The sequence below is a fragment of the Gillisella vitis genome (assembly GCF_021559775.1).
In the GTDB taxonomy this organism is placed as follows: domain Bacteria; phylum Pseudomonadota; class Alphaproteobacteria; order Rhizobiales; family Rhizobiaceae; genus Allorhizobium; species Allorhizobium ampelinum.
Genome location: NZ_CP056047.1, coordinates 2,926,495 through 2,952,370 on the forward strand (window position 1 = coordinate 2,926,495; position 25,876 = coordinate 2,952,370).

The following is a 25,876-nucleotide window of genomic DNA, read 5'->3' on the forward strand; positions in this document are numbered from 1 at the left end:
AAAGCCCTTATCGGTGCTTCATCGCTTCGGGTCATTTAAAAAAGACATGTCACCCCTCCTCAATCAGGAACATTTGCTCCACCTGATACTTTACTGAAAATAAAAGCAAATAAGGAGGCGGAATGCCAGAGGAACCGGCAAGACATGGAGAACGGCTCAAGAACGGAATTCACACGGCCTGTCTGGTCTGCCCCATCCGCCTCAACGATCATTTCCGGGAGTTTACACCCGGCGAACTTGAGTTCGTTCGCGCGTTCCGAAAGGGTGAATTTCATGCTGACGCAGGGACGACAATCCTTGTTGAAGGCAGCCATAGCGCCCATCTTTACACAACCCTGACCGGCTGGGGGTTTCGCTATAAAATCCTCGAGGATGGTCGCCGGCAGATTCTGAATTACGTGGTTCCGGGTGATATGATCGGTTTGCAGGGCGCGGTTTTCGATGAAATGGCCCATTCCGTCGAAGCGCTGACACCCATGCGGCTCTGCGTCTTTGAGCGAGAGCGGCTTTTTTCTCTTTTCGAAAAACATCCAGGCCTTGGCTACGACCTGACCTGGATTGCTTCACGCGAAGAAAGCATGCTGGACGATCATCTGATCAGCATTGGCCGGCGCACCGCACTGGAACGCGCTGCCTATCTGCTGGCTTTCCTGGATGATCGCGGCCGGGTGGCTGGGCTCATCGACGCGGAGAAACCCTATTTGCCAATCACCCAGGTCCATGTTGCCGACACGCTCGGCCTTTCGATCGTTCACACCAACAAGACATTGAAAAAGCTGACCGCCCGTGGCCTGATCCGCTGGCTGGACCGTGGGTGCGAGATCCTCGACAGCGCCGGTCTTCAGGCTGCCGCAAACTGGACGCCCGATGGCGTCATGCGCCGTCCATTTATATGAGCGGCATTTTTGTTGAGATCAATCGATACACTATCTGCCGTTTCTCATAAAGAAACCGAAGTCCGTCAGCTGGAGATCCGGCGGACTTCGGCTTCGCCCGCCTTGGGGGGCAAGGAACGGGCATCTTCTCCCACGCCGAAGGACGCAGGATAAGGCAAGTCTATTGTAATACCTGTATTTTATGCGACGATGACAATGCCGCTGACCAAGGCGATGATAAAGATTACCAACACGATAAAGATCAGGATTTTCGCAATACCGGCAGAAGCGCCCGCCACGCCCCGAAAGCCGAGAAGGCTGGCAACGGCAGCAATCAGCAGAAAAATCAAAATCCAGTGCAGCATGACAGGCTCCTTGAAAGAATTATCGGCAGGAGAACGGCAAGCGACTGAAAATGTTCCGTCATTGGCAATGAGCGACACCCGGCATGGGCAATTTTCCATGGTCTTCGCAGGCAACAATCCGCCATGCTCCATGCCCGTTGATCGGGAAAACCGGGAGCCACTTTTCCCTGGCAAGCACGAGAGACTGCCCGCTTCATTCTGAACCAGGCAGTCTCTCTGATCTTGTGTGTGAGCTTGCCTGACCGGGAAAACCGGAAACCACTTTTCCCTGGCAAGCTCAGGGAAAATGCATCCTTGGCAAGATTATACTTGAAAACATAACTCAACTTTAATATCGACAAACAATTAAAGGCACGGCCCCGCCATGCGCGGGACATGCTGGCAATGGATTTTGATCGGAAGGTTGTTTGATGGCGTATCGTCGCTCCTCTTCGCTCGCTCGCGTGAGCATGACCGTGGTTGTTGGCTCGGGTCTGCTGATAACCGGCACGCTGATGAGCTCAGCCACCGCCTTCGCCCAGCAAGGCACGGCACCCGCGCAAACCACAAGCGAACCAGCCCCAGCCATGCCTGCGCAAACGCCGGTACAAGAGGCGCCTGCGGCAACCACCAATTTGACAGCCCCACCAGCGGAAAACGGCACGCCAGCTCCGGCACCCTCCCCCACAGAAAGCGTCGCAGTGGATGCTCCAGCCGCCGCGGTCCAGCGCTCCGACATTCCCCACGATCTTTCTCCTGTTGGCATGTTCATGGCCGCCGATTGGGTCGTGAAGTCAGTGATGATTGCCCTTGGCCTTGCCTCCGTTGCAACCTGGACCATCCTCCTTGTCAAAACTCTTCAGCTCTCCGGCTCAAAGGCGAGGCTGCGGCGCGGTCTGGCTGTGCTGCAAGAGGCGCGATCCCTCTCGCAAGCGGCAGGCGCATTGCAGAAGCGGCGCGGCACCGTGCCGGACATGCTGCTGATCGCTGCACGCGAGTTGAAACTATCAGAGCCTGCGCTTGATTATGCCGGCAATGACGGCGTCAAGGAACGGGTAAGCTCGGCCCTGTCGCGGATCGAATCGCGCGCCGGACGCCGGATGACAGCAGGAACCGGCATTCTTGCCACCATCGGCTCGATCGGTCCCTTTGTCGGTCTGTTCGGCACCGTCTGGGGCATCATGAATTCCTTCATTGGTATTTCGCAGTCGCAGACCACCAATCTTGCCGTGGTGGCGCCTGGTATTGCCGAAGCGCTGCTGGCCACGGCCATCGGCCTGGTTGCCGCCATTCCCGCCGTGGTAATCTATAACGTGTTTGCCCGCGCGGTGACCGGCTATCGCCAGCAATTGCTGGATGCGGCAACGGCAGTGGAGCGGCTGGTCAGCCGGGATCTCGATTTCCGCAAGGTGCCGGCCGATGTGCGCGCCGCCCGCCTCAAGGTGGTGACGGAGTAATCCGATGGCTGGAGGTATCCGCGAAAATTCGAGCGACGATCTGGTTGAAAACCACGAGATCAATGTCACGCCCTTCATCGATGTCATGCTGGTTCTGCTGATCATTTTCATGGTGGCGGCGCCGCTGGCGACGGTCGATGTCAATGTCGATCTCCCCGCCTCCAGCGCCGCACCGGCCAAACGACCGGACGAACCGGTCTATCTCACCCTGAAACAGGATCTCAGCCTGGCGCTTGGCAATGACACAGTCAGCCGCGACAGGCTGCCGACCGTGCTGGAACAGGTCTCCAAGGGCAATAAAGACACGCGGATTTTCCTGCGCGCCGATAAGAATGTCGGCTACGGCGAATTCATGACGGTGATGAACCTGTTGCGCGACGCAGGCTATCTGAAGATCGCCCTGGTTGGGGTGGAAACATTGCCGCAGGCGACCAGCATTACGCCGCCCGCAGAGGATACCAACGGCCAATGAGCAGACACGCGGACCCGACAGGGCGGCGCAGTTCCGCCCTCGATTGGCTGCTCTGGTGTACAGCCGGAACCCTGGTGTTTGCCGCCCATGCCGGTGCCGTGGTGCTGATGCTGCAACAGCCGGAAGAACCGTTGGCCGACGGTGCTCCGCCTGCTGCCATCATGATCGAACTGGCTCCCGAGCCGGTCGCTACCAAGGTCGAAGAAAACCAGCTCACGCCCGATCAACAGGATGCCGAAGAGGTAAAATCAGAAGCGGTGGAGAAGCCACCACAGCCGGTCGAACCGCCACCCGTTCCACAGCCGCCCGAGGTGCAGCCCCCGGAACCGACACCACCTGAAAAAGTCGTGGAAACGCCACCCCCGCCACCCGACATCGCGCAAGTACAGCCCGAACCACCACCGGAACCCGAGCCAAAACCGGTGGAAGAACCGACGGTCGAGGAACAGGTAACGAAGGAACTGGAAAATGTGGAAGTCCCGCTGCCCGTAACTCGCCCAGTGCAAAAGCCGGTGGAGACCGCAGACACGACGCCGGTTAAAAAGAAGCAACCGAAAGCCGCCCCGCAACCGCAGGCCCAGAAAGCCCAGCGCGAGGCCAAGGCAGAGGTGACGCAATCGGACAGGACGGCGGCCTCCACCACCAGTTCTGGCCTGTTTTCATCGAGCGTCAGCCCGCAAAAATGGCAGGCACGGTTGGCGGCCTATCTTGAGCGACGCAAGCGCTATCCAAGCGAAGCCCGCGCCAACAAGGAGGAAGGCACGGCCTATGCCCGCTTCCAGATCGATGACAGCGGCAATGTTCTCTCGGTGTCGATTTCCCGTTCTTCAGGGTTTCCGAATCTGGATCAGGCAACGGTCGATGCCATAAAACGTTCGTCGCCGGTGCCAGCACCTCCGCCAGGTGTCAGCAAGACGATTACGGTGCCGTTCCGCTTCAATCTCAAATAACAACCGGAAAAAGGCAGCTCCCGTCAGACCAGTGCGGGAGATGCGGAGTGTGTCGCGCAGCGCAGACGCTCCGCTTCAGCCATCATCAATGGGCCTACACCCTTGATATCGTCGTCGTTCAACGCTTCGGACAGGTAATAGGCAGGCGTTCCATCCCGGTAGACGCCGCCAAACCCGCCCAGTCCGGCCACACAGCAAATCTGCTTCATTACCATCCGGCCAGAGACGTTGGGACCAAGCGCATGACGGCGAAGGCTCTCCAATGCCTCCGCGCCAATCTCCACCTTTGCCGCCGCGATCCCGAGCCGGGCTGCCTTCAGAGAGGCATAGGCGAACATCGCCGTCGCGGAGCTTTCAGGATAATTGCCGGTAAGATCGGGTTGATCGATAACCTGCAACCAGCGGCCATCCCCGGTGCGCAAGTGTGAAAGCCGGGTGAGAAGTTCACCAAGCTTTTCGGCCAGCATCGACTTATCCGCTCCCTCTGGCACCAGGCCATAGAGATCGACCATGGCCATCGCCAGCCAGCCGATCGCCCGTGCCCAATGGGCGGGCGACAGGCCGGTTTGCGGATCGGCCCAGGCTTGCAGCCGTTCCTCGTCGTAGCCGTGGCGATAAAGCCCGCTCACACCATCCGAGGTTAGCTCGAGCGTCACCAGCAATTCCTCGAGCGCATCGCGGACCATAGACTCCTCGCCAGCCAACTTTCCGTATTCGGCCTTGAAGGCGAGGCCCATATAGAGCCCATCCAACCAGACTTGATGGGGATAGCGCAGCTTGTGCCAATAAGGTCCGGCGCCAAGACGCGGATGGCTTTGCAATTGCCGGGCAAGCCGGTCTGCCGCAACCTGGTAACGATTGTCACCGGTCGTTTTCAGCAGGAAAATCAGCGCCCGGCCCGGCAGGATATTGTCGATATTATACTCGGTCAGCACGTAATCACGCATCTGGCCCTGATCATCCAGCTGGTCATCGACCAGCCGCTTCAGATGCGCCGACCATCTGGTATCACCGGTCGCCTCATGTAGGGCGATCAGCCCAGCATAGAGACAACCGTCCTCATAGCACCAACTGCCACCCTTATAAGGCTGATAATCACGGGCATAGGCGTCGAAATACTCGACCAGATCGACAGTCATACGGCAGGCCTCCCAAGCGATACAGGCTTCGGTCCTCCAACCGTTGCCACGGGCGCCAAGGTCATCCGGCTTGGCCCCATTGTCAATCGCCATGTCGCCAGCCGGTAACCGTCAATGCGTCACTTCAGGATGCTACCTGCGCAGAATCACCCAGATCGCATGGATGATACCCGGGATATAGCCGCACAATGTCAGAAGAATATTCAGCCAGAATTGCAGACCGATACCGACCTGAAGAAAAACGCCAACCGGGGGCAAGAGAATGGCAAACAGAATGCGCACGACGTCCATGATAGATCCTTTGTAAAACTTGACTCCATGCAGAAATGGGGATCGAAGCAAAATGATCCATACCGACAATCATGAAATTTTAGTCATCAACCGACGGAAATCTTGCTGCGCAGCACCATGCCATAGAGATCGCGGGGCTCATCGGGGTCGGCCAGCAGGTCCAGCTCAGTGAAAAGCCCTGTTTCGGCCAGCTTGCTGCGCACATAGCGCAGGGCCGAAAAATCCTCGATGGCAAAGCCGACCGAATCGAACAAGGTGATCTGGCGCGAATCGCTACGTCCCTTGGCCGTGCCGGTCATGACCTGCCACAGTTCTGTGACGGGATGATCGGGAGCCATTTGCTGGATCTCCCCCTCGATCCGGGTCTGAGGAGGATATTCGACGAAAATATCGGCGCGATGGAGGATATCGCGGTGCAATTCGGTTTTGCCGGGGCAATCCCCACCCACGGCGTTGATATGAACACCGGGGCCGACCATGTTGTCGGTGAGAATGGTGGCGCATTGCTTGTCGGCGGTGACGGTGGTGATGATATCCGCGCCCTCGACCGCCTCCTGCGAGGAATGGCACAGCGTTATCGCCAATCCGCTTCCCTCAAGGTTGCGTAGGCATTTGTCGCTGGCGCTGCGATCGATATCATAGAGCCGAAGATGCGTGATGCCACAGATCGCCTTAAAGGCCAGCGCCTGAAACTCGGCTTGCGCGCCATTGCCGATCACCGCCATGCAGCGGGCATCGGGCCGGGCGAGGTATTTGGCCGCCACAGCCGAGGTTGCCGCCGTGCGCAACGCCGTCAGAATAGTCATTTCCGACAGCAGCATCGGATAGCCATTGCCGACATCCGACAACACGCCGAAGGCCGTCACCGTCTGGCGGCCCTGCCGCATGTTCTTTGGATGGCCGTTGACATATTTGAAGCCGTAGAGCGTGCCGTCGCTGGTCGGCATCAACTCGATCACCCCATCGCTGGAATGGGAGGCGATGCGCGGCGTCTTGTCGAAGATCTCCCAGCGGCGAAAATCCTCCTCGATCACCGCGGCGAGTTCAGTCAGGAAGGTCTCGACCCCGATCCGCAGCACCAGTTTCATCATATGATCGACGCTGACGAAGGGGACGATATTCAGATTGGCAATGGCACTCATAGGGGCACTCATCAAACACTCCCGGCGTAGTCGCGTGTGGGGCGGTCCATGACCTGCCGTCCCATCAGGCTCGCCGTCAGATCGGCCATCAGAATGGCGGTGCGGCCCCGCTCGTCCAGGAACGGGTTGAGTTCCACCAGATCCAGGCTGGAGACCAGGCCGCTGTCATGCAGCATTTCCATCACCAGATGCGCCTCGCGGAACGTCGCGCCACCAGGCACCGTGGTGCCAACGGCGGGCGCAATCATCGGATCGAGAAAATCCACATCGAAACTGACATGCAGCAAGCCATTCGCGGCCCGAACCTTATCCAGAAAAGCCCGCAGCAGCACGGCAACGCCATGCTCGTCGATCATCCGCATGTCATGCACGGTGATGCCGGTCCGGCGCAAAGCCGCTCGTTCCGCCGGATCGACACTGCGAATGCCGATCATTGCCACATGAGCCGGATCGACCGCTTCGACCAGATCCGGAAAATAGCCCGCAAATCCGGGCTGGCCGGTGAAATAAGCGACCGGCGTACCATGCAGATTGCCGCTTTCCGTGGTTTCCAGCGTATGGAAATCGGTATGGGCATCCAGCCAGAGCACAAAAAGCGGTCGGCCTTGTTCCGCCGCCCGGCGCGCCAGCCCCGGTACCGTGCCAGCCGAAAGCGCGTGGTCACCACCCAGAAAAATCGGCATGGCATCCGCACTTTCGCGGTAAGCGGCCTCGGACAAGGTCTCGATCCAGGCAACGGTTTCCGGCAGGTGATGCACAGCCGGATTGGGATGACTAAGGGACTTGAAGGCGGCAGGCGCGATATTGCCGAGATCGGTGACGCGATGGCCGAGCTCTTCCAGCATCGGGCCGAGCCCGGCAATACGCAGCGCGCTCGGTCCCATTTCACAGCCCAAACGGCCCGCCCCGATCTGCAAGGGAACTCCGATCAATCTGCACTCCATGCGTCTCTCCTATTGTTGTCGATAGTCAACCATTTGAAACTGGCGATTTGAACGATATAGATTGGCAATAATCTCCATATGGCTTATCGTTATGGCAGTTTTATTGCTCAAAGTGAGAAGAGAGTGGACGATCTCGATGAACGGCTGGTCACGCTTCTGCGCCATAACGGCCGGCGCAGCATTTCCGATCTGGCGCTGGAAACCGGCGCGTCGCGCGCAACGGTGCGGGCGCGGCTGGAACGGCTGGAGCGTGAGGGTACCATTCTTGGCTATACCGTGATCCTGCGGGCCGATACGGTCGATCTCGGTGTGCGCGGCATCATGATGATCGAAATCCAGGGCCATGTCACTGACAAGGTGATCCGGGCTCTGAGCGGTTTTCCCGAGATTTCCGCTGTGCACTCCACCAATGGGCGCTGGGACCTGATCGTTGAACTTGGCGCGGCAACCCTGACGGATTTCGACAGTGTCTTGCGACGGGTGCGACTGGTTCCCGGCATTACCAATAGCGAAACCAGCCTCATTCTTTCGACGCCGCGCTCAACCCGGGCAAGGCTGTCGAAGCCGTGAGCGCACCAACATCATCCGCAGCGCAACAAGGACGGAAACCCATGACAGACAGACTGAAGGGAAAAATCGCCATCATTTCCGGTGGTGCGACCGGCATGGGCGGGGCGGCCTCGCGGCTGTTTGCAGCGGAAGGCGCTGCGGTCGCCATCATCGACCGCAATGGCGCGGAGGCCGAACAGACGGTCAAGGATATTCGTGATTCTGGCGGCATAGCCGATTTCTGGGTGGCCGATGTCTCGGAGGAAGGCGCCGTTCAGGCCGCCGTCAAGGGTGTCGAGGACCGGTTCGGGGCTGTCACCGTGTTGTTCAATCACGCCGGCACCATCGTCATCAAGCCATTCCTGGAAACCACGCTGAAGGAATGGGATTGGCTGCACGCCGTCAATGTCCGCTCGATGTTTCTGATGACCCGAGCCGTTCTGCCCGGCATGATTGCCGCAGGCGGCGGCTCCATCGTCTGCACCTCCTCGATATCAGCCGTAGCAGCGACGCCGATGGAAGTGCTCTATGACACCACCAAGGGCGCGGTCCATATGTTTGCCCGCGCCATCGGCGTGGAATTCCGCGACCGGAACATTCGCTGCAACGCCGTCTGCCCCGGCTTTATCCGCACGCCGCATGGACTTCGGGAATTGACCGACCTGCAAGCGCTGGGAGTCGATGTCTCGGATGCCGCCATCATCGCCCAGCAGGGCCGGATCGGCGAACCGGAAGACGTGGCCCGCGCTGCCCTTTACCTCGCCAGCGACGAATCCCGCTTCGTCAATGGCGCCCATCTGTTCGTGGATAACGGCTTTACGGCGATCTGAGCATGGAAAAGGCCGTGCAGGAACCCCCGCACGGCCTCTTCTGGCTCAAAACCCCATCCAGGGCCTTTCGCCCTTTGCAGCCGCAGGTCCGCCAATGCGACTGCTGCAATCAGGGGTTATTTCGGATATATCACGCCTTTCTTAAGAATGACATTGGCATAAAGGCGGGGTTCGCCAGTTTGCACAACTGTATGCGCCGCCTTGACGCGCGGATAGAAATCCGGCCCCAGCAGCGGGACGACCGGCTGTTTTGGCTCATGGGCAGCGCAGCAGGCGATGATTTCCGTATGGACCGGGTCAAGTGCATCACGATCCTTGCCGACGGTGGAGCGGAAAATCGCTTCCGGCACGAAATCATCGATCGGCAGAACCGAGAGAATGGCATCCAGCACGGGAATAAGGCCGAGACCATCCAGCCGCACCAGCCGCTTTGCATGTTCGAGACCAGGATAATTGCCATCGACAATGGCGATTTCATCACCATGCCCCATGGCCCGCAGGGTGGCCAGCAATTCGGGATTGAGGATGGGGTTGAGACCCTTCAGCATTTACAGTAACTCCTTGAACAACACATTCTGATCCAAAAGATAACGGGAAAACAGCGGCAGGCTGGCACCGCCCACCGACCGGGCCTGGTGGCCGACGGCGCCTTCGACGATCTCGGGCATCAATACACCCTGGAGGTCGAGATCACGCGCCGCTTCCTGGATGGCGACGACCAAACGCTGGCGTACCCATTGCGGAAAACCGCCATCGATGACGGCGGCGGAAAAGTCGATGATCGAGGCCGCCGCCACAATCGCCTGGGCCAGCGCTGCGGCGGTATCGCGGATCCAGATCTCCAGCGGTTCGCCATAGTCCACCCAGTCGCTCGGCGAATACCACAGGGACTGGCTATCCTGTCCATAGTCACGCAGCAGGTTTTCCAACACGAAAATCGACGCGATCTTCAAAAGCTGGACGGTTTTGCCATCGCGCCTTTGCACAGGCAGCGGCCCAACCGCGCCAGCTGTGCCGGTGCGTCCGGAAAACAGCGAGGAATTCAACACGATGCCGCCGCCCACGAAGGAGCCGAGGAAAAAATAGACGAAATCCGGATAGTGTGGCCCAACCCCGAACACCAGTTCGGCGGCGCAGGCGCTGGTCGCATCGTTCTGGATGAAGACCGGATAACCAATCCGGGCCGCGACATCGGCTTGCAGGTCGGTATCGCGCCAGACATCCATTTCCTCTGATGGCGCGCCGGTCTCCTCCGCCCAACTCCACAGTTCGAACGGCGCTGCGATGCCCACACCGGCAATTCGGGCCCGCTCAGCTACGGAAAGCCTGCCCTCGATATCGGAAATGCCGCCGACGATGAAATCCAGCAGGAGGCCGGGCATCGGATAAGGATAGGTGCGACGCACCTCATGGCGGATCGTGCCGACGAAATCCATCAGCACCAGGTTGGCACTGCGTCTCCCGATCTTGACCCCGAACGAATAGACCGCATCCGGATTGAGCCGCATTGGCACCGAAGGCTGGCCGACGCGTCCACGCACCGGCTCACCGCGCACCAGCAGCTTTTCGCGCTCCAGCACCCGCATGATCACGGTCACCGTCTGGGCCGAGAGACCGCTGCGCCGGGCAATTTCCGCCTTGGACAGGCTGCCATGCCGGCGCACCAGCGACATGACCAGCCGCTCGTTATAGGCGCGCACGCCGACCTGATTGGCGCCGCCACTCGTCTCGAGGGCAGCGGGCGGCATGGCCAGACCCGCATTCATTCCCTCTGTCATCGATCATCCTCCCATCCCGCCCAACCCGGCCAGAGAGCCGCGTGCGACAAGAATTTCAAGGCCCCGAGCTCTGCCGGATTAGCATTTCGCCATCCTGGCCCGGCAACCAATTCTGCTGAGCATCCTGCTCCGTATCAGCCTGGCACAGGCTCCTCCCGCCCTGCCACGACCGCGCCAAGCATGCCACAGTGGATTAATAATTCAACTCGATTTATTTATTGACAGGCATTTGGAATAGTGTTTTCTTGAGGCAGGAAGCATGGGGGCCAACACGGGAGAGGTGATGGACTATGCGAACCGAACGGCCCCTTGAGAGGGTGCGTTTATCTTTGTCCTTGGGAGGATCCATATGAAGACCAATTTGATCGGCGCCACGCTTGGCGCCCTGGCTCTCGGCGTTGTCTTTTCGACAGGCGCACAGGCTGCTGACGTTTCAGCCTGCCTGATCACCAAAACCGATACCAATCCATTCTTCGTCAAGATGAAGGAAGGCGCTTCCGCCAAGGCCAAGGAACTGGGCGTTACGCTGAAGTCCTATGCCGGCAAGATCGACGGCGATAGCGAAAGCCAGGTTGCAGCCATTGAAACCTGCATTGCCGATGGTGCCAAAGGTATCCTGATCACCGCCTCCGACACCAAGGGCATCGTGCCTGCCGTCAAGGAAGCCCGCGACGCTGGTCTTCTGGTGATCGCACTCGATACGCCGCTTGATCCGGTCAATGCCGCTGACGCGACATTTGCGACCGACAACCTTCTTGCTGGCAAGCTGATTGGCCAGTGGGCTGCCGCCACCTTGGGCGACAAGGCCAAGGATGCCAAGGTTGCCTTCCTCGACCTTACCCCTGCCCAGCCATCGGTTGACGTTATGCGCGACCAGGGCTTCATGATCGGCTTCGGCATTGATCCGAAGGACCCGAACAAGATTGGTGACGAAACCGACCCGCGCATCGTCGGCCACGACATCACCAACGGCAACGAAGAAGGTGGCCGTACGGCCATGGAAAACCTTCTGCAGAAAAACCCGAACATCAACGTTGTTCACACGATCAACGAACCAGCCGCTGCTGGTGCCTATGAAGCCCTCAAGGCTGTTGGCAAGCAGAAGGACGTGCTGATCGTATCGGTTGACGGCGGCTGCCCTGGCGTGAAAAACGTCAAGGAAGGCGTGATTGGTGCGACATCGCAGCAGTATCCGCTGATGATGGCGGCTCTCGGCATCGAAGCCATCAAGAAGTTTGCTGACTCTGGCGAAAAGCCAAAGCCAACCGCTGGCAAGGACTTCTTTGATACGGGCGTTTCGCTCGTCACCGACAAGGCTGCCAAGGGCGTACCGTCAATCGACGTCGCCGAAGGCCTGAAGAAGTGCTGGGGCTGATACGCTCTTGAAATATTGCAACGGAAGGGCGGCTCAGGCCGCCTTTCTGGTAAGCGCGATACGCAACCAAGAGTAATAGACAGATTTCTGGGTTGAATACATAAATTCTACAATGCCGCAGGCGGCCGTCGGCAATTGGTGTCACGGTCCAGCCCGGCCCTCAAGCCTCAGAAGAGGTCCACGGGAGGAAAGCCGATGAGCGAGCCAAAAGCCGCCACCAAACCTCATCTTGAATACGAGAATGTGCTGTCGGGCAGTGCCACTGCGGTCGCGCAGTTCGATACCAACGACAAGACGCCATTGCAAAAGTTTCAGCACTTCCTGCATTCCAGCCCGGCTGCCGTGCCACTGATCGTGCTGATTCTGTCACTGATCGCGTTCGGCGTCATTCTGGGTGGCAAATTCTTTTCACCCTTTGCCCTGACGCTGATTTTGCAGCAGGTTGCCATTACCGGCATCATCGGCGCAGCCCAGACCCTGATTATCCTCACCGCCGGGATTGACCTTTCGGTGGGGGCCATCATGGTCCTGTCTTCTGTCGTCATGGGGCAATTTGCCGTTCACTATGGCGTGCCTGGCCCGCTTGCCGTGCTGTGCGGCTTTGCCGTCGGCGGCATTTGCGGCTTCATCAATGGCGTGCTGGTGGCCCGCGTCAAGCTGCCCCCCTTCATTGTCACACTCGGCATGTGGCAGATCGTGCTGGCAGCCAATTTCCTGTATTCCGGCAACGAGACAATCCGCTCGCAAGACCTGGGCACCAATGCGCCCATCCTGCAATATTTTGGCCAAAGCTTTAAGTTGGGCGGCGCCGTCCTGACCTATGGTGTGATCGCACTCGCCCTTCTGGTTGCGGTCCTCTGGTATGTCTTGAACAACACCGCCTGGGGCCGCCATCTCTACGCTGTCGGCGACGATCCCGATGCAGCGGAATTGTCTGGCGTCAATGTCAAGCGCATGCTGATTTCCGTCTACACCCTTGCCGGCCTGATCTGTGCGCTGGGTGGTTGGGCGATGATTGGCCGTATCGGTTCGGTATCGCCAACGGCTGGCCAGTTTGCCAATATCGAATCCATCACGGCCGTAGTGATTGGCGGCATGTCGCTGTTTGGTGGCCGCGGCTCCATCATGGGCATGCTGTTTGGCGCGTTGATCGTCGGCGTGTTCCAGCTTGGCCTGCGCATGGCCGGCACCGACCCGCAATGGACCTATATGCTGATCGGCGTGCTGATCATTGCCGCCGTTGCAATTGACCAATGGATCAGAAAGGTAGCTGGCTAATGGCACAAGAACCCATTCTCACCGCCCGTGGTCTCGTCAAGCGTTATGGCCGCGTCACTGCCCTCGACAACGCCGATTTTGATCTCTATCCGGGTGAAATCCTTGCAGTCATCGGCGATAACGGCGCTGGTAAATCCTCATTGATCAAGGCTATTTCCGGCGCGGTGACGCCGGATGAAGGCGAGATCAAGCTTGAAGGCAAGACCATCAATTTCCGTTCGCCGATTGATGCCCGCAAGGCCGGTATCGAAACGGTGTATCAGAACCTTGCCCTGTCTCCGGCACTCTCCATTGCCGACAATATGTTCCTAGGCCGCGAAATGCGCAAACCCGGCATCATGGGCAGCGTGTTCCGGGCGCTGGACAAGCCTGCCATGGACAAATTTGCCCGTGAAAAGTTGTCCGAGCTTGGTCTGATGACCATCCAGAATATCAATCAAGCAGTGGAAACCCTGTCGGGCGGTCAGCGTCAGGGTGTGGCTGTGGCCCGTGCCGCAGCCTTCGGTTCCAAGGTGGTTATCCTCGACGAACCAACCGCTGCCTTGGGTGTCAAGGAAAGCCGCCGCGTGCTGGAACTGATCCAGGACGTGCGCTCGCGCGGCATGCCGATCGTGCTGATCTCACACAACATGCCGCATGTGTTTGAAGTGGCCGACCGCATCCATATTCATCGGCTTGGCAAGCGCTTGTGCGTGATCAATCCGAAGGATTACACCATGTCGGATGCCGTGGCCTTCATGACGGGTGCAAAAGAAGCACCAGCAGAAGCGATTGCAGCATGACAACATCTATTTCCTCCCTTCTTGAGGAAATCACGCGGCTGGCCCAAGGGGCCAGCCGTTTCATGATCGCCATTGCCGGGCCGCCAGGGGCCGGTAAGTCAACCCTGTCCGAAGCCTTGCGCGAGGCGCTGATTGCGCGGGGCGAAACTGCGGAAATCCTGCCGATGGACGGATTTCATATGGACAATGGCATTCTGGAACAGCGCGGCCTGCTGAAGCGCAAAGGCGCCCCGGAAACCTTCGACGTGCGTGGCTTTCTCGACATCGTCACTGCGGTGAAGGCCGGCGATGAGGAGGTTCTCGTACCGGTCTTCGACCGCGACCGCGAATTGGCGATTGCTTCGGCCCGGTCAATTTCGCCTGACACCCGCTTCATTCTGGTCGAGGGCAATTACCTGCTTCTGGATCGCGCGCCTTGGACCCGTCTGCAAAGCTGCTTCGACCTGACTGTGTTCGTTGGCCCCCCACTGGAGGTGCTGGAACAGCGTCTGCGGGACCGTTGGGTTCATTACGGACTGGACGAGGCCGCAATCGCCTGGAAATTGAACGGCAACGACTTGCCCAACGGGCGATTGGTGATCGAAGCCTCCCGGCCCGCCGATATCAGCGTCGATATCGTCGCCATCGCGTGAAATAGCATTTTCCTGGAAAAAGGGGCGGATTCGCCTCGACTCCAGCCAAAGATCTGCTTAGAAAATAAGCACGCTTATTTTCCGCACAATAGCATTGACAGCTGCCCCCTTCCCCGCTCTATTTGTATAGTCAAATAGCCGAGAAACGGCTGAGGGGAATTGCACCGGTACGAGAGATCGCCGGTTGCGGGCAACTGGAGAAATCGCGATGCAGAAAAGACTGTTGTTGAAGGCGGCGCTTGGTGCTGCCCTGTTGTTTGGCGCGAGCCTTTCGGCCCATGCCGAGGATGCGCTGACGAAAATCAAGGCCGCAGGCACGTTGAAGGTCGGAACGGAAACCGCCTTTGCGCCGTTCGATTTTATTGATGGTGGCGACCACGTCGGCCTCAACGTTGATCTCTTTGCGGAAATCGGCAAGGAACTGGGCGTGAAGGTTGAGTGGATTGCCCTGCCGTGGGACGGCGTTTTGCCCGGCCTTGAAGCAGGCAAGTTCGATATTGTTGCAGGCCCCGCCACCGTCACCAAAGCCCGCATGGAGCGCTACCGCTTCACCGCGCCCATTGCCGAAGCCACGGTTGCGATTCTGAAAAAGGCTGGCGACAAGACTATTACCAAGCCTGAGGATCTGGCGGGTAAATCTGTTGGCGTCGGCAAGGCCACAGCCCAGCTGGCGCAGTTGCAGGAGCTTTCCGCAACCCTGCCGAAGAAAATTGATGTACGTGAATATGTCTCCTTCAACGATGCCTATGCCGATATGGCCGCAGGCCGCGTGGTGGCCGTTGCCAATTCGCTGCCCAACATTGCTTTTGTGGCCAAGCAGCGCAATGGAGCCTTTGAAGTGGTGGTGCCACCCTTTGGCAAAAAGAGCTATTTCAGCTTTGTTGGCACCAAGGATGCTGACCACGCCAGCCTGATCGACGCCGTCGATGCCGCCATCATCAAGATGAAGGGCGATGGCCGCATGGCGAAATTGCAGGAAAAGTGGTTTGGCACCAAGTTTGATACGCCTGATAGCGTAAAAGACCCGGCGTTTTGAGGTGAGCTATCCTAAGGTTCTGCCTCTGGAACGACAGATGATCGCTTGATCTGCCGCCTGCCCCCCTCTGCCTTGCCAGGCATCTCCCCCTCAAGGGGGGAGATCGACTCGCCCGAAGCGCCCAGTCAATCAGCCAGAACGGCATTTTGCGGTTGCGTCAGTTTAAGCAAGTCGTGGTGATCTATCTGATCTCCCCCCTTGAGGGGGAGATGTCCGGCAGGACAGAGGGGGGTATCCCGCACGCTGTCGTTTATTGTGGTCCGCAACAGCGGAGACTGGGGTGCCATGTCATTCAAACTCTTCTTTTTGCTGGTCAAGGCTGCCGGATGGACGCTGGGCATCAGCGTGATTTCGATTGCCATCGGCTTTTTGATTGCCATTGCCCTGTCTGGCGCCATGCTCTCCGGCAAACGACTCTATACAATGCCAACCAAGCTGTTCATCAGCTTCTTTCGCGGCGTGCCATTGCTGGTGCAATTGCTGCTGATTTACAATCTCCTGCCTTTTATAGGCATCAATGTGCCAAGCGTGGTGGCCGCCATCATTGGCCTTTCGCTTTGCACAGCAGCTTATCAGGCCGAAAACCTGCGTGGGGGCTTTGAAAGTGTCCCCAAAGGCTTGGTGGAAGCTGCCGATATGGCAGGCTTTTCAGGCCGCCAGACGTTTTTACGCATCAAACTGCCCATTGCGTTGCGACTCACCTTTCCGGCTTTGGTCAATGAGGCGATCATGATCCTCAAATCCTCTTCGCTGGTCTCGGTCGTCGGCATTGTCGAGCTGACCCGCATGGCACAGGATCTGGCCGCCTCCACCTATCTGCCCATTGAGCTGTTTTCATCGGCAGCGCTGATTTATCTAATCATCTGCTGGAGCGTGGCGATGATCGCCCGCATCACCGAGCGTAGCCTGCCGGGAGCGGTCAAATGATCTTTGATCCGAAAGTCATTCTCGATCATCTGCCGGAAATTTTCAGCGGTGCCACCACCACCCTGTGGATCTGGGTGGTCGGCATGGTGCTGGGCATTGTCGTTGGCTTTCTCGTCGCGACAGGACGGCGCTACGGCGGCAGGTTTCTGGATATTCCACTGGGATTGGTGGTGGAAGTGTTACGCGGCACGCCGTTTCTTATCCAGATTTTTCTGGTCTATTACGGCGGCCCCTATGTTGGCCTGTCGCTGGACCCTATCCCTTGCGGGTTGATTGGCCTCACCATCTATTCCGCCGCCTATTATTCCGAGATTTTCCGGGCAGGCTATGGTTCTGTTCCCCATGGCCATGTGGAAGCAGCCGAATGCCTCGGCTTAACACGGCTGCAAACCATCCGCCGCATTCTCCTGCCTGAAATGGCGCTGATTGTGCTGCCCCCTTGCGTCAATCTGGCGATCATTCTTCTGAAAGAGTCGGCGGTGTTGTCGATCATCACCGTTCCCGAACTCACCGCCACCGTCAGCGCCATTGGCTCTGCGCAATATGCCTTTCTGGAGGCGATTTTCGTGCTGGCGGTTATTTACTGGGTCATTGTGGAGGCCACCGCTTGGGCGGCCCGCAAGGCTGAATCCCGTTTGAGCAGATTGAGGTTTTCCGCGCCATGACGCTTCCCGCTATTTCCGTTTCCAAGCTCGTCAAGCGCTTTGGCACCAATACCGTGTTAAATGACATCAACCTGGAAATCCCGGAAGGTAAGGTCTCCTGCCTGATTGGCCCCTCCGGCTCAGGCAAGAGCACGCTATTACGCTGCATGGCCTTTCTGGAAGAGGCCAGCGAAGGCATGATCACCGTCAGCGGCGAAGCGCTTGGCTATTTCGAAAAACCCGATGGTCAACGTGAACGCTTGCCTGCCGCCCAAATCCGCGCCGTGCGTTCCAAAATCGGCATGGTGTTCCAGCAATTCAATCTCTGGCCGCATATGACCGCGCTTGGTAATGTCTCCGAAGCCCTGAAGACCGTGCATAAAGTGCCAAAACGCGAGGCAGAAGACCGCGCCATGGCGCAGCTGAAAAAGGTAGGGCTGGAAAACCGCGCAGGCCACTACCCGTCGCAGCTCTCCGGCGGACAGCAACAGCGCGTGGCCATTGCCCGCGCCCTTGCCTTGCAACCGAAAATCATGCTGTTTGATGAGCCAACCTCGGCGCTCGACCCGGAATTAACCGGCGAAGTGCTCAACGTGATGCGCGATCTGGCAGCCGAGGGCATGACCATGGTGGTCGTGTCCCACGAAATCGGCTTTGCCGCCACGGTTGGCCAGCAGATCAGCTTTCTCGACCAGGGAAAATTGCTGTTTACCGGCGCGCCATCGGATGTTTTTGCCAAGCCGCGCCATCCCCGATTGGAACAATTCCTTGATACCTATCTGGATCGCGGCGCGTCGATGCTGGCATGATGACTGAAGAGATAGACACACGCAGCAAATCGCTGCACCAGCGTATTCTGGATGACATTGAGAGCAATATTCTCTCAAGTCGATGGCCGCCGGGCTATAAAATTCCGTCCGAGCAAGTGCTGGCCGAGACATATGCCTGCTCACGCATGACCGTCAACAAGGTGCTGACCCAGCTTGCTCGCGCTGGCCTTGTGCTGCGCAAGCGCAAGACCGGCAGCATCGTCATGCCGCAGAACTCGCAAAGCGCCATTCTGGAAATTTACGACATCCGTGATGAGGTCATCTCGTTAGAGAAGACCTACCATCACCGCATTCTGTCGCGAACCATCCGCCCTCCGACCAAGACAGAGTGCGAAAACCTCTCTCTCGCACCGCGCCGCAAGCTGCTGACCCTCGCCTGTCTGCATTATGCTGATGATAGTCCTTTCTGCCTTGAAGAACGTATCATCAACCTCGGCGTGGTGCCGCAGGCAGCGGATGCTGATTTTGCCGATCTGGCTCCCGGTCCGTGGCTTTTGACGCACATTCCATGGAACGCCGCAGAGCACCGCATTGCCGCCGAAGCTGCCAATGATGCAGCGGCCAAAACCTTGGATATTGCCGCCAACACCCCGGTTCTGGTGGTGGAGCGCCAAACATGGCGGCTGGATGAAACCGTCACCCAGGTGCGCCTGACCTATCCCGGTGCCAGCCATGCCGTCACGGCCCGCTTTACCCCATCCCAACGTATTATGACTCCAACCTGATCAGAAAAGAAGAGATCCCCATGGCCCGCACCGACACGCTGAAACTCGGAACCTTCGTCTATACTTTCGGTTTCAACCCGGCAGCGTGGCGGCACCCGGATGCCGATGTGCAGGGTGCCAACAAGATTGATCACCTGCTGAACGTGGCAAAAATCTCCGAAGCGGCGAAATTCGACTTCATGTTTTTGGCCGATTCTCCCGCCGCCGCCATTGGCGATGCCGATGCGCTGGCGCGCTCACCCACCAAGATGAACCGGTTTGAGCCGCTGTCGCTGATTTCGGCGCTGTCCGTGCTGACGGAAAAGCTTGGCTTTGTCGCCACCGCCTCCACCAGCTATTACGAGCCTTATAACATTGCCCGCATTTTTGCCTCCATCGATCATTTAAGCGGTGGCCGTGCCTGCTGGAATGTTGTCACCTCCGACCACGACGAGACGGGCTATAATTACGGCTTCGAGGGCCTGCCGCCCCATGCGGAACGCTACGAGCGCGGCTCGGAGTTCGTCGATGTCGTCTTTGGACTGTGGGACAGTTTTGAGCAAGATGCGCTGGTGCTGGACAAGGCCAACGGGCTTTACCACGACAAAGAAAAGCTGCACACGCTGAACCACAAGGGCAAGCATTTTCAGGTGCGCGGCCCGCTCAACATTGCAGCAAGCCCCCAAGGCCGCCCGGTGATTGCGCAAGCCGGTGGCTCGGAAGCGGGCATGGAACTGGCGGCCCGCACCGCCGAAATCGTCTTCAGCCTTGCCTCAAATCTGGAGCGCAACAAGGCTTTTGCCGACAATATCAAAGGCCGCATGGCCAAATATGGCCGCTCTACCAATGATTTAAAGCTGATGCCCGGGCTGGTGGTCAACGTTGGAGAAACCAAAGCGGAAGCCCAAGCCAAGGTCGATTTCCTGATCGATAACCTGCACCCCGATGTCGGCCGCTGGATGCTGGGCGAATTTCTGGAGGCCGATCTTTCCGGCGTGGCGCTCGATCAGCCTTTCCCGCTGGAGCGCCTGCCCGCCGAGCCAAAAGGCTCGAAAGCCATGTTTGAATGGCTGCGCGATTTTATCATGGAAGGCCACACCGTTGGCGAGCTGATCCGCTTCTACGCCGAGAAAAGCACCGGCAATGGCATTACCGGCACCCCCACCGAGATCGCCGATTTTATGGAAGAATGGTTCCAGGCCGGAGCCGCCGACGGCTTTATTCTGATGCTGCCAACCCTGCCCGCCAGCTTGAATGATTTTGTGCGGCTGGTGCTGCCAGAATTGCGCAGGCGCGGATTGTTTCGGGAAGAGTATGAGGGCAATACGTTGCGGGAGAATTTGGGGCTGTCGATGCCGGTCAATCGGTATGTGGCGGCGCGAAATGGTGGGGTCGCCAAATAGACCTGAGCAAGCTTACCCCCTCTGGTCTGCCGACCATCTCCCCCTCAAGGGGGGAGATCGGAAGGACATTAAACACTCGTCCTTACAACAACATCGAGAGTGGTGATAACACATCAAAATAGGAATTGGACGGCAACAATTCTGCGGATCTCCCCCCTTGAGGGGGAGATGGCTGGCAAGCCAGAGGGGGGTGCCTTGCGCCAACACCAACCACTCCCCTCTCAAAACGCCGCCATCAACTCCCGCATAACCCCCGCAAACCGCGCCGCAATCCGCTCCCGCGCAATATGCCGCCCGGCGTCCACCAGCTTGGTGCCACCCACCCAGACGCAATCCATCAAAGCACCATTGGCAAAGAGAAAACTGTCCAAAACCTGATCTCCGCTCAAACCGAGATCATGGTGCGGCTTGAGGCTGACAACATCGGCAGGCTTGCCCACCGCCAAGCCAGTCTGCGCCATCAACGCCGCAGCCCCACCATTCACAGCGCCGTCAAACAGATACCGGCCCGTTGATCCACCGGGCAAAGCCATCACGTTACGGGCGCGATGAGCCAGACGTTGCGAATATTCCAGCTGGCGCAACTCATCAGCAATGCCAATCAGAATGTTGGAATCTGAGCCGACGCCAAAGCGCCCGCCCTGCCCCAAGAACACGTCAGCATTGAATGTGCCATCACCCAGATTGGCCTCGGTGATCGGGCAAAGCCCGGCAATGGCACCGCTTCTTGCCATCCGCACCGTCTCATCATCCGTCATATGGGTCGCATGGATCAGGCACCAGCGAGTGGTGAGATCAGCATTGTCCAACAGCCATTGCACCGGGCGCTGACCAGACCACGCCACGCAATCCTCCACTTCCTTCACTTGCTCGGCCACATGAATATGGATTGGCCCATCGAATGAGAGCTGTTGCAGGGCCTCTAATTCTTCCGGTGTCACGGCCCGCAGACTGTGAGGTGCAATGCCCGCGATGCTACCGGGCAGGTGTGAAGCCGCCTTTTTTGCCCCCTCCAACAGCTCCGCAAAACCATCGACATCATTGATAAACCGTCGCTGGCCCTCATTGGGGGCCAAACCACCAAAGCCGGAATGGGCATAAAACACGGGCAGGAGCGTGAGGCCAATTCCGGTCTCAATGCTCGCAGCAACAATTCGCTCTGCCATCTCGGCGCGGTTGGCAAAAGGGCTGCCATCACGGTCATGGTGGAGATAGTGAAACTCGCCCACCCGGCCAAATCCGGCCTCCAGCATTTCCACATAAAGCTGGGCGGCAATGGCCTGCATTTGCTCTGGATTCATGGTCAGCGCAAAGCGATACATCACCGTGCGCCAGCTCCAGAAACTATCATTGTCTGGCCCGCGCAATTCCGCCAAACCCGCCATGCCGCGCTGAAAGGCATGGCTGTGCAAATTGGCCATTGTGGGCAGCAAAATCTCATGCTGCTCATCGCCAGCTTGCGCCTCAACACCCTGCTCAATCGCGGAAATGGAGCGGCCTTTCAGCGTCAGCCGCACATCCTTGGCCCAGCCATCCGGCAATAGCGCCTGTTTTGCGTGGAGTGTCGTCATGGCTTTCCCCTCTCATTTTCTGACTTGCGCCTTTTCTGTCTTGAGCATTTTCTGTCTTGCGCATGAGCTCATTAAGTATATACATAATAGGAAAATCGGTGAGGCGCAATGCAGCCTGAACCGCAATAATAAGGGATCAGCATGACAGATCGGGATCGCATTTTCACCAATGCGCGGTTGGCAACGCTCAATCCGCAACGATCAGGCCTCGGCATTATCGAAGATGCCGCGCTGATGGTGCGCGGTGGCAAGATTGTCTACGCTGGCCCAATGGCGGAACTGCCAATTAGCCTGCTGAACGCTGCCGATGTTACCGATTGCGAGGGCCGCTGGATCACTCCCGGCCTGGTGGATTGCCACACCCATCTGGTGCACGCAGGCAACCGCGCCCATGAATTTAAAATGCGCCTAGCGGGTGCCAGCTACGAAGAAATCGCCCGGGCGGGCGGTGGCATAGTCTCATCCGTATCCAAGGTGCGGGCGGCGAGTGAGGCGGATTTGCTGCGCGAAACGCTGCCACGTCTGGATGCGCTTCTGGCCGAGGGCGTCACCACCATTGAGGTCAAATCCGGCTATGGGCTGACGGTGGAAGATGAGCTAAAAATGCTGCGGGCAGCAAAAAAACTCAGCGATACGCGCCCCGTTTCCATCACCACCACCTATCTCGGTGCTCATGCAACGCCTGCTGAGTACAAGGGCCGCAATGGTGATTTTATCCGCGAGGTGGTACTTCCCGGGCTGAAAACGGCCCATGCAGAACAGCTTGTTGATGCCGTGGATGGATTTTGCGAGGGCATTGCCTTTTCACCCGATGAGATGCGCATAGTGTTTGATGCAGCCAAGGCCCTGGGCCTGCCTGTGAAACTGCATGCCGATCAGCTTTCCAATCTATCCGGTGCAGCGCTTGCTGCGGAGTATGGCGCGCTGTCTGCCGATCATCTGGAATATACCGATGCGGCGGGCGCGGATGCCATGGCCAAAGCCGGCACCGTGGCGGTGCTGCTGCCGGGTGCCTTTTACTTTATCCGCGAGACGAAAAAGCCGCCTGTCGATCTCTTCCGCCAGCATGGCACCAAAATGGCGCTGGCCACCGACAACAACCCCGGCACCTCACCACTCACCTCGCTGCTGCTGACCATGAATATGGGGGCCACCCTGTTTGGCATGACGGTGGAGGAGTGCATAGCTGGCGTGACCCGCGAAGCCGCCCGCGCATTGGGTCGGCTGGATGAAATCGGCACGCTGGAAGCCGGAAAATCGGCTGATCTGGCCATCTGGAATATTTCTGAACTGTCTGAGCTTGTCTACCGCATGGGCTTTAACCCGCTGCACCAGCGGGTGTGGCGCGGCCAAGACACATAACAATAAGGGGCCATTATGACCATTACCCTTTACCCCGGCTCTGTGCCGCTGGCCGATCTGGCGAAAATCTATTGGCATGGTGAGCCTGCCGTTCTGGATCGCAGCTTTGATGCGGGCATTGAGCGCGCCGCCGCCCGCATTGCCACTATAGCTGCGGGCAATGAGCCGGTGTACGGCGTCAACACCGGCTTTGGCAAACTGGCTTCCATCAAGATTGATGCAGCGGATACCGCCACGCTTCAGCGCAATCTCATTCTCTCCCATTGCTGCGGCGTCGGTGCACCACTGGCTGAAAATATCGTGCGGCTGATCCTGTCGCTCAAGCTAATTTCGCTGGGCCGTGGAGCCTCCGGCGTGCGGCTGGAACTGGTGCGGTTGATTGAAGCCATGTTGGAGCGGGGCGTTATTCCGCTGATCCCGGAAAAGGGCTCTGTCGGCGCATCCGGTGATCTTGCCCCGCTGGCTCATATGGCGGCGGTGATGATGGGCGAGGCAGAAGCCTTCTATCAGGGTGAAAAGCTGCCGGGCAAACTTGCGCTGGAACGCGCTGGCCTTACCCCGGTTATTTTGGCAGCCAAGGAAGGGCTGGCGCTGATCAATGGCACGCAGGCCTCCACGGCTTTGGCTTTGGCAGGCCTTTTCCGCGCCCATCGCGCAGCGCAAGCCGCACTCATCACTGGGGCAATGTCCACCGATGCGGCCATGGGTTCCTCGGCTCCATTTACGGCGGATATTCACACCCTTCGCGGCCACAAGGGCCAGATTGATACGGCTGCCAGCTTGCGGGCTTTGCTGGAAGGCTCCGTGATCCGCCAAAGCCATTTGGATGGCGATGAGCGCGTGCAAGACCCCTATTGCATCCGCTGCCAGCCGCAGGTGGATGGAGCCTGCCTTGATCTGCTGCGGATGACCGCACGCACCTTGGAAATCGAGGCCAATGCGGTGACGGATAATCCGCTGGTACTCTCCGATGACAGTGTGGTGTCTGGCGGTAATTTCCACGCCGAACCGGTAGCTTTTGCCGCAGACCAGATTGCCATTGCCGTGTGTGAAATCGGAGCCATTGCCCAGCGGCGCATTGCGCTGTTGGTAGACCCGACCCTGTCTTATGGCTTGCCAGCGTTTTTGGCGAAAAAGCCGGGCCTCAACTCCGGCCTGATGATTGCCGAAGTCACCTCTGCCGCGCTGATGAGCGAAAACAAGCAGATGGCCCATCCGGCCTCAGTCGATTCAACGCCAACGTCTGCCAATCAGGAAGACCATGTTTCCATGGCCTGCCACGGAGCGCGGCGACTGTTGCAAATGACCGAAAACCTGTTTGCCATCATTGGCATTGAGGCGCTGACCGCAGCCCAAGGCGTGGAGTTTCGCGCACCCCTCACCACCAGCCCGGAGCTGCAAAAGGCCATGGATACCCTGCGCGCCGTTGTGCCGACGCTGGAAGAAGATCGGTTTATGGCACCGGATTTGGCGGCAGCCAGCGCTCTGGTGGCTGATGGGGCTTTGGTGGGGAGCGTATCGGCTGGAATTTTGCCCGAGTTGGAGGGGTGAGAGCTATGGGCGTTTTTATATGGGGTCTACCCCCCTCTGGTCTGCCGACCATCTCCCCCTCAAGGGGGGAGATCAGCAAGAAGCAATGCCGAGTTCAATTCTCTATCCAAGCACTTTTCAACGAGTCGATCTCCCCCCTTGAGGGGGAGATGTCCGGCAGGACAGAGGGGGGTAACCCCATACTCCACGGGAGACATGTCGTATGACCCAAGTGTTCGAAATCACCCAAGGCACCTCCCCCCTCATCCTCGCCTTCCCGCACACGGGAACGGATGTGCCACCTGCCATCTGGAACCGCCTCAACGACAACGGCAAACTGCTGGCCGATACCGATTGGCACATCCATCATCTGTACAAAGACCTGTTGCCAAAAGTCACCACCGTTCGCGCCACCTTCCATCGCTATGTCATTGACGCCAATCGTGATCCGGCGGGGGTAAGCCTCTATCCGGGGCAAAACACCACGGGGCTTATTCCAGAGACGGATTTTGACGGAAAGGCAATCTGGATTGATGGACCGACTGAGGCGGATATTACGGAGCGTCTGGCGGCCTTTCACGCACCCTATCACGCAGCGCTTTTAGCCGAGATTGAACGCGTCAAAGCCATCCATGGCGTGGCCGTGCTTTATGATTGCCATTCTATCCGCGCCAACATCCCCTTTCTGTTTGAAGGCCGCTTGCCGGATTTCAACATCGGCACCGATATGGGCCGCACCTGTGATGCCGCGATTGAAGCGGCAACGGTGGAGATTGCAGCATCCGCGGAGGGTTACACATCTATCCTCAACGGCCGCTTCAAAGGCGGCTGGACCACGCGCCATTACGGCAAGCCAGACACGGGCATTCACGCCATTCAGATGGAGTTGGCGCAGGCCTCTCACCTTGCCAGTGAAGAGCCGCCTTTCGCCTATGACGAGGAAAAGGCAGGCCGCTTGCGCATACATCTCAAAGCCATTCTGGAGCGGATCGAACACATCGCGTTTCAACTGAAACAAAAGGGGGAATGAT

General features: G+C 58.4%; 27 protein-coding genes. 19 read left to right on the top strand and 8 right to left on the bottom strand.

From position 1 onward, the window contains the following. Nucleotides 1–122 precede the first annotated feature (122 nt). Nucleotides 123–896, top strand: coding sequence for a Crp/Fnr family transcriptional regulator (locus AVCG78_RS13580; protein WP_012654253.1), 774 nt, complete (start codon nt 123–125; stop codon nt 894–896). Nucleotides 897–1,075: 179 nt separating this feature from the next. Here AVCG78_RS13580 and AVCG78_RS13585 read toward each other — a convergent pair whose 3' ends face one another. Next, complete coding sequence (locus tag AVCG78_RS13585; protein ID WP_041698999.1) at nt 1,076–1,240, bottom strand: DUF1328 domain-containing protein; 165 nt, start codon at nt 1,238–1,240, stop codon at nt 1,076–1,078. Between the two features lie 410 nt (nt 1,241–1,650). On the opposite strand from AVCG78_RS13585, the gene exbB reads away from it, so the two are divergent. From exbB to AVCG78_RS13600, 3 genes are read left to right on the top strand one after another with little or no spacing between them, the layout of a single operon-like run. Beyond that, nucleotides 1,651–2,676: a tonB-system energizer ExbB gene (gene exbB / locus AVCG78_RS13590; RefSeq protein WP_071584725.1), complete on the top strand. Its 1,026-nt coding sequence runs from the start codon at nt 1,651–1,653 to the stop codon at nt 2,674–2,676. Between the two features lie 4 nt (nt 2,677–2,680). After that, the gene (gene exbD, locus AVCG78_RS13595) at nt 2,681–3,148 is read left to right on the top strand and encodes a TonB system transport protein ExbD (protein ID WP_012654250.1); all 468 of its coding nucleotides are present in this window, start codon (nt 2,681–2,683) and stop codon (nt 3,146–3,148) included. Continuing rightward, nucleotides 3,145–4,098 carry an energy transducer TonB gene (locus AVCG78_RS13600; protein ID WP_071203300.1) on the top strand — a complete coding sequence of 318 codons (954 nt, stop codon included), beginning with the start codon at nt 3,145–3,147 and terminating at the stop codon, nt 4,096–4,098. The genes exbD and AVCG78_RS13600 overlap by 4 nt, the downstream gene beginning before the upstream one ends. Nucleotides 4,099–4,121: 23 nt before the next feature. On the opposite strand, the gene AVCG78_RS13605 is transcribed toward AVCG78_RS13600, so the two are convergent. The 4 genes from AVCG78_RS13605 to rocF form a co-directional block, all read right to left on the bottom strand. Next, nucleotides 4,122–5,237: a glycoside hydrolase family 88/105 protein gene (locus tag AVCG78_RS13605; protein WP_071203338.1), complete on the bottom strand. Its 1,116-nt coding sequence runs from the start codon at nt 5,235–5,237 to the stop codon at nt 4,122–4,124. Nucleotides 5,238–5,369: 132 nt separating this feature from the next. After that, the gene (locus AVCG78_RS13610; protein ID WP_012654247.1) at nt 5,370–5,528 is read right to left on the bottom strand and encodes a YqaE/Pmp3 family membrane protein; all 159 of its coding nucleotides are present in this window, start codon (nt 5,526–5,528) and stop codon (nt 5,370–5,372) included. An 86-nt stretch (nt 5,529–5,614) separates the two neighbouring features. Beyond that, nucleotides 5,615–6,670 (bottom strand): ornithine cyclodeaminase, encoded by a 1,056-nt coding sequence (locus AVCG78_RS13615; protein WP_071203301.1) that lies wholly within the window; start codon nt 6,668–6,670, stop codon nt 5,615–5,617. Between the two features lie 11 nt (nt 6,671–6,681). Further along, nucleotides 6,682–7,614, bottom strand: coding sequence for an arginase (gene rocF, locus AVCG78_RS13620; protein WP_071203302.1), 933 nt, complete (start codon nt 7,612–7,614; stop codon nt 6,682–6,684). Nucleotides 7,615–7,737: 123 nt separating this feature from the next. Here rocF and AVCG78_RS13625 point away from each other — a divergent pair, with 123 nt between their 5' ends. After that, nucleotides 7,738–8,184: an Lrp/AsnC family transcriptional regulator gene (locus tag AVCG78_RS13625; RefSeq protein ID WP_012654244.1), complete on the top strand. Its 447-nt coding sequence runs from the start codon at nt 7,738–7,740 to the stop codon at nt 8,182–8,184. Between the two features lie 41 nt (nt 8,185–8,225). Further along, the gene (locus AVCG78_RS13630) at nt 8,226–8,993 is read left to right on the top strand and encodes an SDR family NAD(P)-dependent oxidoreductase (RefSeq protein WP_071203303.1); all 768 of its coding nucleotides are present in this window, start codon (nt 8,226–8,228) and stop codon (nt 8,991–8,993) included. Between the two features lie 116 nt (nt 8,994–9,109). On the opposite strand, the gene AVCG78_RS13635 is transcribed toward AVCG78_RS13630, so the two are convergent. Continuing rightward, complete coding sequence (locus AVCG78_RS13635) at nt 9,110–9,541, bottom strand: RbsD/FucU family protein (RefSeq protein ID WP_071203304.1); 432 nt, start codon at nt 9,539–9,541, stop codon at nt 9,110–9,112. Continuing rightward, on the bottom strand, nt 9,542–10,771 hold the full coding sequence (locus tag AVCG78_RS13640) for an ROK family transcriptional regulator (RefSeq protein WP_071203305.1): 1,230 nt from the start codon (nt 10,769–10,771) through the stop codon (nt 9,542–9,544). Nucleotides 10,772–11,120: 349 nt separating this feature from the next. Between AVCG78_RS13640 and AVCG78_RS13645 the strand changes: the two genes are divergently transcribed. The 10 genes from AVCG78_RS13645 to AVCG78_RS13690 all read left to right on the top strand — a co-directional run bounded on the left by AVCG78_RS13645 (nt 11,121) and on the right by AVCG78_RS13690 (nt 20,382). Next, complete coding sequence (locus tag AVCG78_RS13645) at nt 11,121–12,146, top strand: sugar ABC transporter substrate-binding protein (protein WP_012654240.1); 1,026 nt, start codon at nt 11,121–11,123, stop codon at nt 12,144–12,146. A gap of 195 nt (nt 12,147–12,341) precedes the next feature. Continuing rightward, nucleotides 12,342–13,424 carry an ABC transporter permease gene (locus tag AVCG78_RS13650; RefSeq protein ID WP_070149098.1) on the top strand — a complete coding sequence of 361 codons (1,083 nt, stop codon included), beginning with the start codon at nt 12,342–12,344 and terminating at the stop codon, nt 13,422–13,424. Next, complete coding sequence (locus tag AVCG78_RS13655; protein WP_071584724.1) at nt 13,424–14,206, top strand: ATP-binding cassette domain-containing protein; 783 nt, start codon at nt 13,424–13,426, stop codon at nt 14,204–14,206. Before AVCG78_RS13650 ends, AVCG78_RS13655 begins: the two co-directional genes overlap by 1 nt. Beyond that, complete coding sequence (locus tag AVCG78_RS13660) at nt 14,203–14,838, top strand: nucleoside triphosphate hydrolase (protein WP_071203307.1); 636 nt, start codon at nt 14,203–14,205, stop codon at nt 14,836–14,838. The genes AVCG78_RS13655 and AVCG78_RS13660 overlap by 4 nt, the downstream gene beginning before the upstream one ends. A 208-nt stretch (nt 14,839–15,046) precedes the next feature. After that, entirely contained in the window at nt 15,047–15,874 is an 828-nt protein-coding gene (locus AVCG78_RS13665; RefSeq protein WP_071203308.1) for a transporter substrate-binding domain-containing protein, read from the top strand. 285 nt (nt 15,875–16,159) lie between these two features. After that, entirely contained in the window at nt 16,160–16,801 is a 642-nt protein-coding gene (locus tag AVCG78_RS13670; protein WP_071203309.1) for an amino acid ABC transporter permease, read from the top strand. Next, nucleotides 16,798–17,466 (top strand): amino acid ABC transporter permease, encoded by a 669-nt coding sequence (locus tag AVCG78_RS13675; RefSeq protein WP_071203310.1) that lies wholly within the window; start codon nt 16,798–16,800, stop codon nt 17,464–17,466. Before AVCG78_RS13670 ends, AVCG78_RS13675 begins: the two co-directional genes overlap by 4 nt. Next, on the top strand, nt 17,463–18,254 hold the full coding sequence (locus AVCG78_RS13680; RefSeq protein ID WP_071203311.1) for an amino acid ABC transporter ATP-binding protein: 792 nt from the start codon (nt 17,463–17,465) through the stop codon (nt 18,252–18,254). Before AVCG78_RS13675 ends, AVCG78_RS13680 begins: the two co-directional genes overlap by 4 nt. Continuing rightward, nucleotides 18,251–19,000 carry a histidine utilization repressor gene (gene hutC / locus AVCG78_RS13685; RefSeq protein WP_071203312.1) on the top strand — a complete coding sequence of 250 codons (750 nt, stop codon included), beginning with the start codon at nt 18,251–18,253 and terminating at the stop codon, nt 18,998–19,000. The genes AVCG78_RS13680 and hutC overlap by 4 nt, the downstream gene beginning before the upstream one ends. 20 nt (nt 19,001–19,020) lie before the next feature. Next, complete coding sequence (locus tag AVCG78_RS13690; protein ID WP_071203313.1) at nt 19,021–20,382, top strand: LLM class flavin-dependent oxidoreductase; 1,362 nt, start codon at nt 19,021–19,023, stop codon at nt 20,380–20,382. Between the two features lie 221 nt (nt 20,383–20,603). Here the strand turns inward: AVCG78_RS13690 and AVCG78_RS13695 are convergent, their stop codons facing one another. Beyond that, nucleotides 20,604–21,953 (bottom strand): formimidoylglutamate deiminase, encoded by a 1,350-nt coding sequence (locus AVCG78_RS13695; RefSeq protein ID WP_071203314.1) that lies wholly within the window; start codon nt 21,951–21,953, stop codon nt 20,604–20,606. A 141-nt stretch (nt 21,954–22,094) separates the two neighbouring features. Between AVCG78_RS13695 and hutI the strand changes: the two genes are divergently transcribed. From hutI to hutG, 3 genes are all read left to right on the top strand, one after another. Next, the gene (gene hutI, locus AVCG78_RS13700; RefSeq protein ID WP_071203315.1) at nt 22,095–23,315 is read left to right on the top strand and encodes an imidazolonepropionase; all 1,221 of its coding nucleotides are present in this window, start codon (nt 22,095–22,097) and stop codon (nt 23,313–23,315) included. Between the two features lie 15 nt (nt 23,316–23,330). After that, nucleotides 23,331–24,866: a histidine ammonia-lyase gene (gene hutH, locus AVCG78_RS13705; RefSeq protein WP_071203316.1), complete on the top strand. Its 1,536-nt coding sequence runs from the start codon at nt 23,331–23,333 to the stop codon at nt 24,864–24,866. Between the two features lie 202 nt (nt 24,867–25,068). Next, nucleotides 25,069–25,875 carry an N-formylglutamate deformylase gene (hutG, locus tag AVCG78_RS13710; protein ID WP_071203318.1) on the top strand — a complete coding sequence of 269 codons (807 nt, stop codon included), beginning with the start codon at nt 25,069–25,071 and terminating at the stop codon, nt 25,873–25,875. Nucleotide 25,876: the final 1 nt, after the last annotated feature.

Coding starts and splice junctions, on each gene's coding strand:
- AVCG78_RS13665 (WP_071203308.1), top strand. CDS start 15,047: ATGCAGAAAAGACTGTTGTTGAAGGCGGCGCTTGGTGCTGCCCTGTTG.
- AVCG78_RS13585 (WP_041698999.1), bottom strand. CDS start 1,240: ATGCTGCACTGGATTTTGATTTTTCTGCTGATTGCTGCCGTTGCCAGC.
- hutC (WP_071203312.1), top strand. CDS start 18,251: ATGATGACTGAAGAGATAGACACACGCAGCAAATCGCTGCACCAGCGT.
- hutG (WP_071203318.1), top strand. CDS start 25,069: ATGACCCAAGTGTTCGAAATCACCCAAGGCACCTCCCCCCTCATCCTC.
- exbD (WP_012654250.1), top strand. CDS start 2,681: ATGGCTGGAGGTATCCGCGAAAATTCGAGCGACGATCTGGTTGAAAAC.
- hutH (WP_071203316.1), top strand. CDS start 23,331: ATGACCATTACCCTTTACCCCGGCTCTGTGCCGCTGGCCGATCTGGCG.
- AVCG78_RS13640 (WP_071203305.1), bottom strand. CDS start 10,771: ATGACAGAGGGAATGAATGCGGGTCTGGCCATGCCGCCCGCTGCCCTC.
- AVCG78_RS13630 (WP_071203303.1), top strand. CDS start 8,226: ATGACAGACAGACTGAAGGGAAAAATCGCCATCATTTCCGGTGGTGCG.
- exbB (WP_071584725.1), top strand. CDS start 1,651: ATGGCGTATCGTCGCTCCTCTTCGCTCGCTCGCGTGAGCATGACCGTG.
- AVCG78_RS13605 (WP_071203338.1), bottom strand. CDS start 5,237: ATGACTGTCGATCTGGTCGAGTATTTCGACGCCTATGCCCGTGATTAT.
- AVCG78_RS13680 (WP_071203311.1), top strand. CDS start 17,463: ATGACGCTTCCCGCTATTTCCGTTTCCAAGCTCGTCAAGCGCTTTGGC.
- AVCG78_RS13660 (WP_071203307.1), top strand. CDS start 14,203: ATGACAACATCTATTTCCTCCCTTCTTGAGGAAATCACGCGGCTGGCC.
- AVCG78_RS13650 (WP_070149098.1), top strand. CDS start 12,342: ATGAGCGAGCCAAAAGCCGCCACCAAACCTCATCTTGAATACGAGAAT.
- hutI (WP_071203315.1), top strand. CDS start 22,095: ATGACAGATCGGGATCGCATTTTCACCAATGCGCGGTTGGCAACGCTC.
- AVCG78_RS13670 (WP_071203309.1), top strand. CDS start 16,160: ATGTCATTCAAACTCTTCTTTTTGCTGGTCAAGGCTGCCGGATGGACG.
- AVCG78_RS13695 (WP_071203314.1), bottom strand. CDS start 21,953: ATGACGACACTCCACGCAAAACAGGCGCTATTGCCGGATGGCTGGGCC.
- rocF (WP_071203302.1), bottom strand. CDS start 7,614: ATGGAGTGCAGATTGATCGGAGTTCCCTTGCAGATCGGGGCGGGCCGT.
- AVCG78_RS13675 (WP_071203310.1), top strand. CDS start 16,798: ATGATCTTTGATCCGAAAGTCATTCTCGATCATCTGCCGGAAATTTTC.
- AVCG78_RS13615 (WP_071203301.1), bottom strand. CDS start 6,670: ATGAGTGCCATTGCCAATCTGAATATCGTCCCCTTCGTCAGCGTCGAT.
- AVCG78_RS13655 (WP_071584724.1), top strand. CDS start 13,424: ATGGCACAAGAACCCATTCTCACCGCCCGTGGTCTCGTCAAGCGTTAT.
- AVCG78_RS13635 (WP_071203304.1), bottom strand. CDS start 9,541: ATGCTGAAGGGTCTCAACCCCATCCTCAATCCCGAATTGCTGGCCACC.
- AVCG78_RS13610 (WP_012654247.1), bottom strand. CDS start 5,528: ATGGACGTCGTGCGCATTCTGTTTGCCATTCTCTTGCCCCCGGTTGGC.
- AVCG78_RS13580 (WP_012654253.1), top strand. CDS start 123: ATGCCAGAGGAACCGGCAAGACATGGAGAACGGCTCAAGAACGGAATT.
- AVCG78_RS13645 (WP_012654240.1), top strand. CDS start 11,121: ATGAAGACCAATTTGATCGGCGCCACGCTTGGCGCCCTGGCTCTCGGC.
- AVCG78_RS13690 (WP_071203313.1), top strand. CDS start 19,021: ATGGCCCGCACCGACACGCTGAAACTCGGAACCTTCGTCTATACTTTC.
- AVCG78_RS13600 (WP_071203300.1), top strand. CDS start 3,145: ATGAGCAGACACGCGGACCCGACAGGGCGGCGCAGTTCCGCCCTCGAT.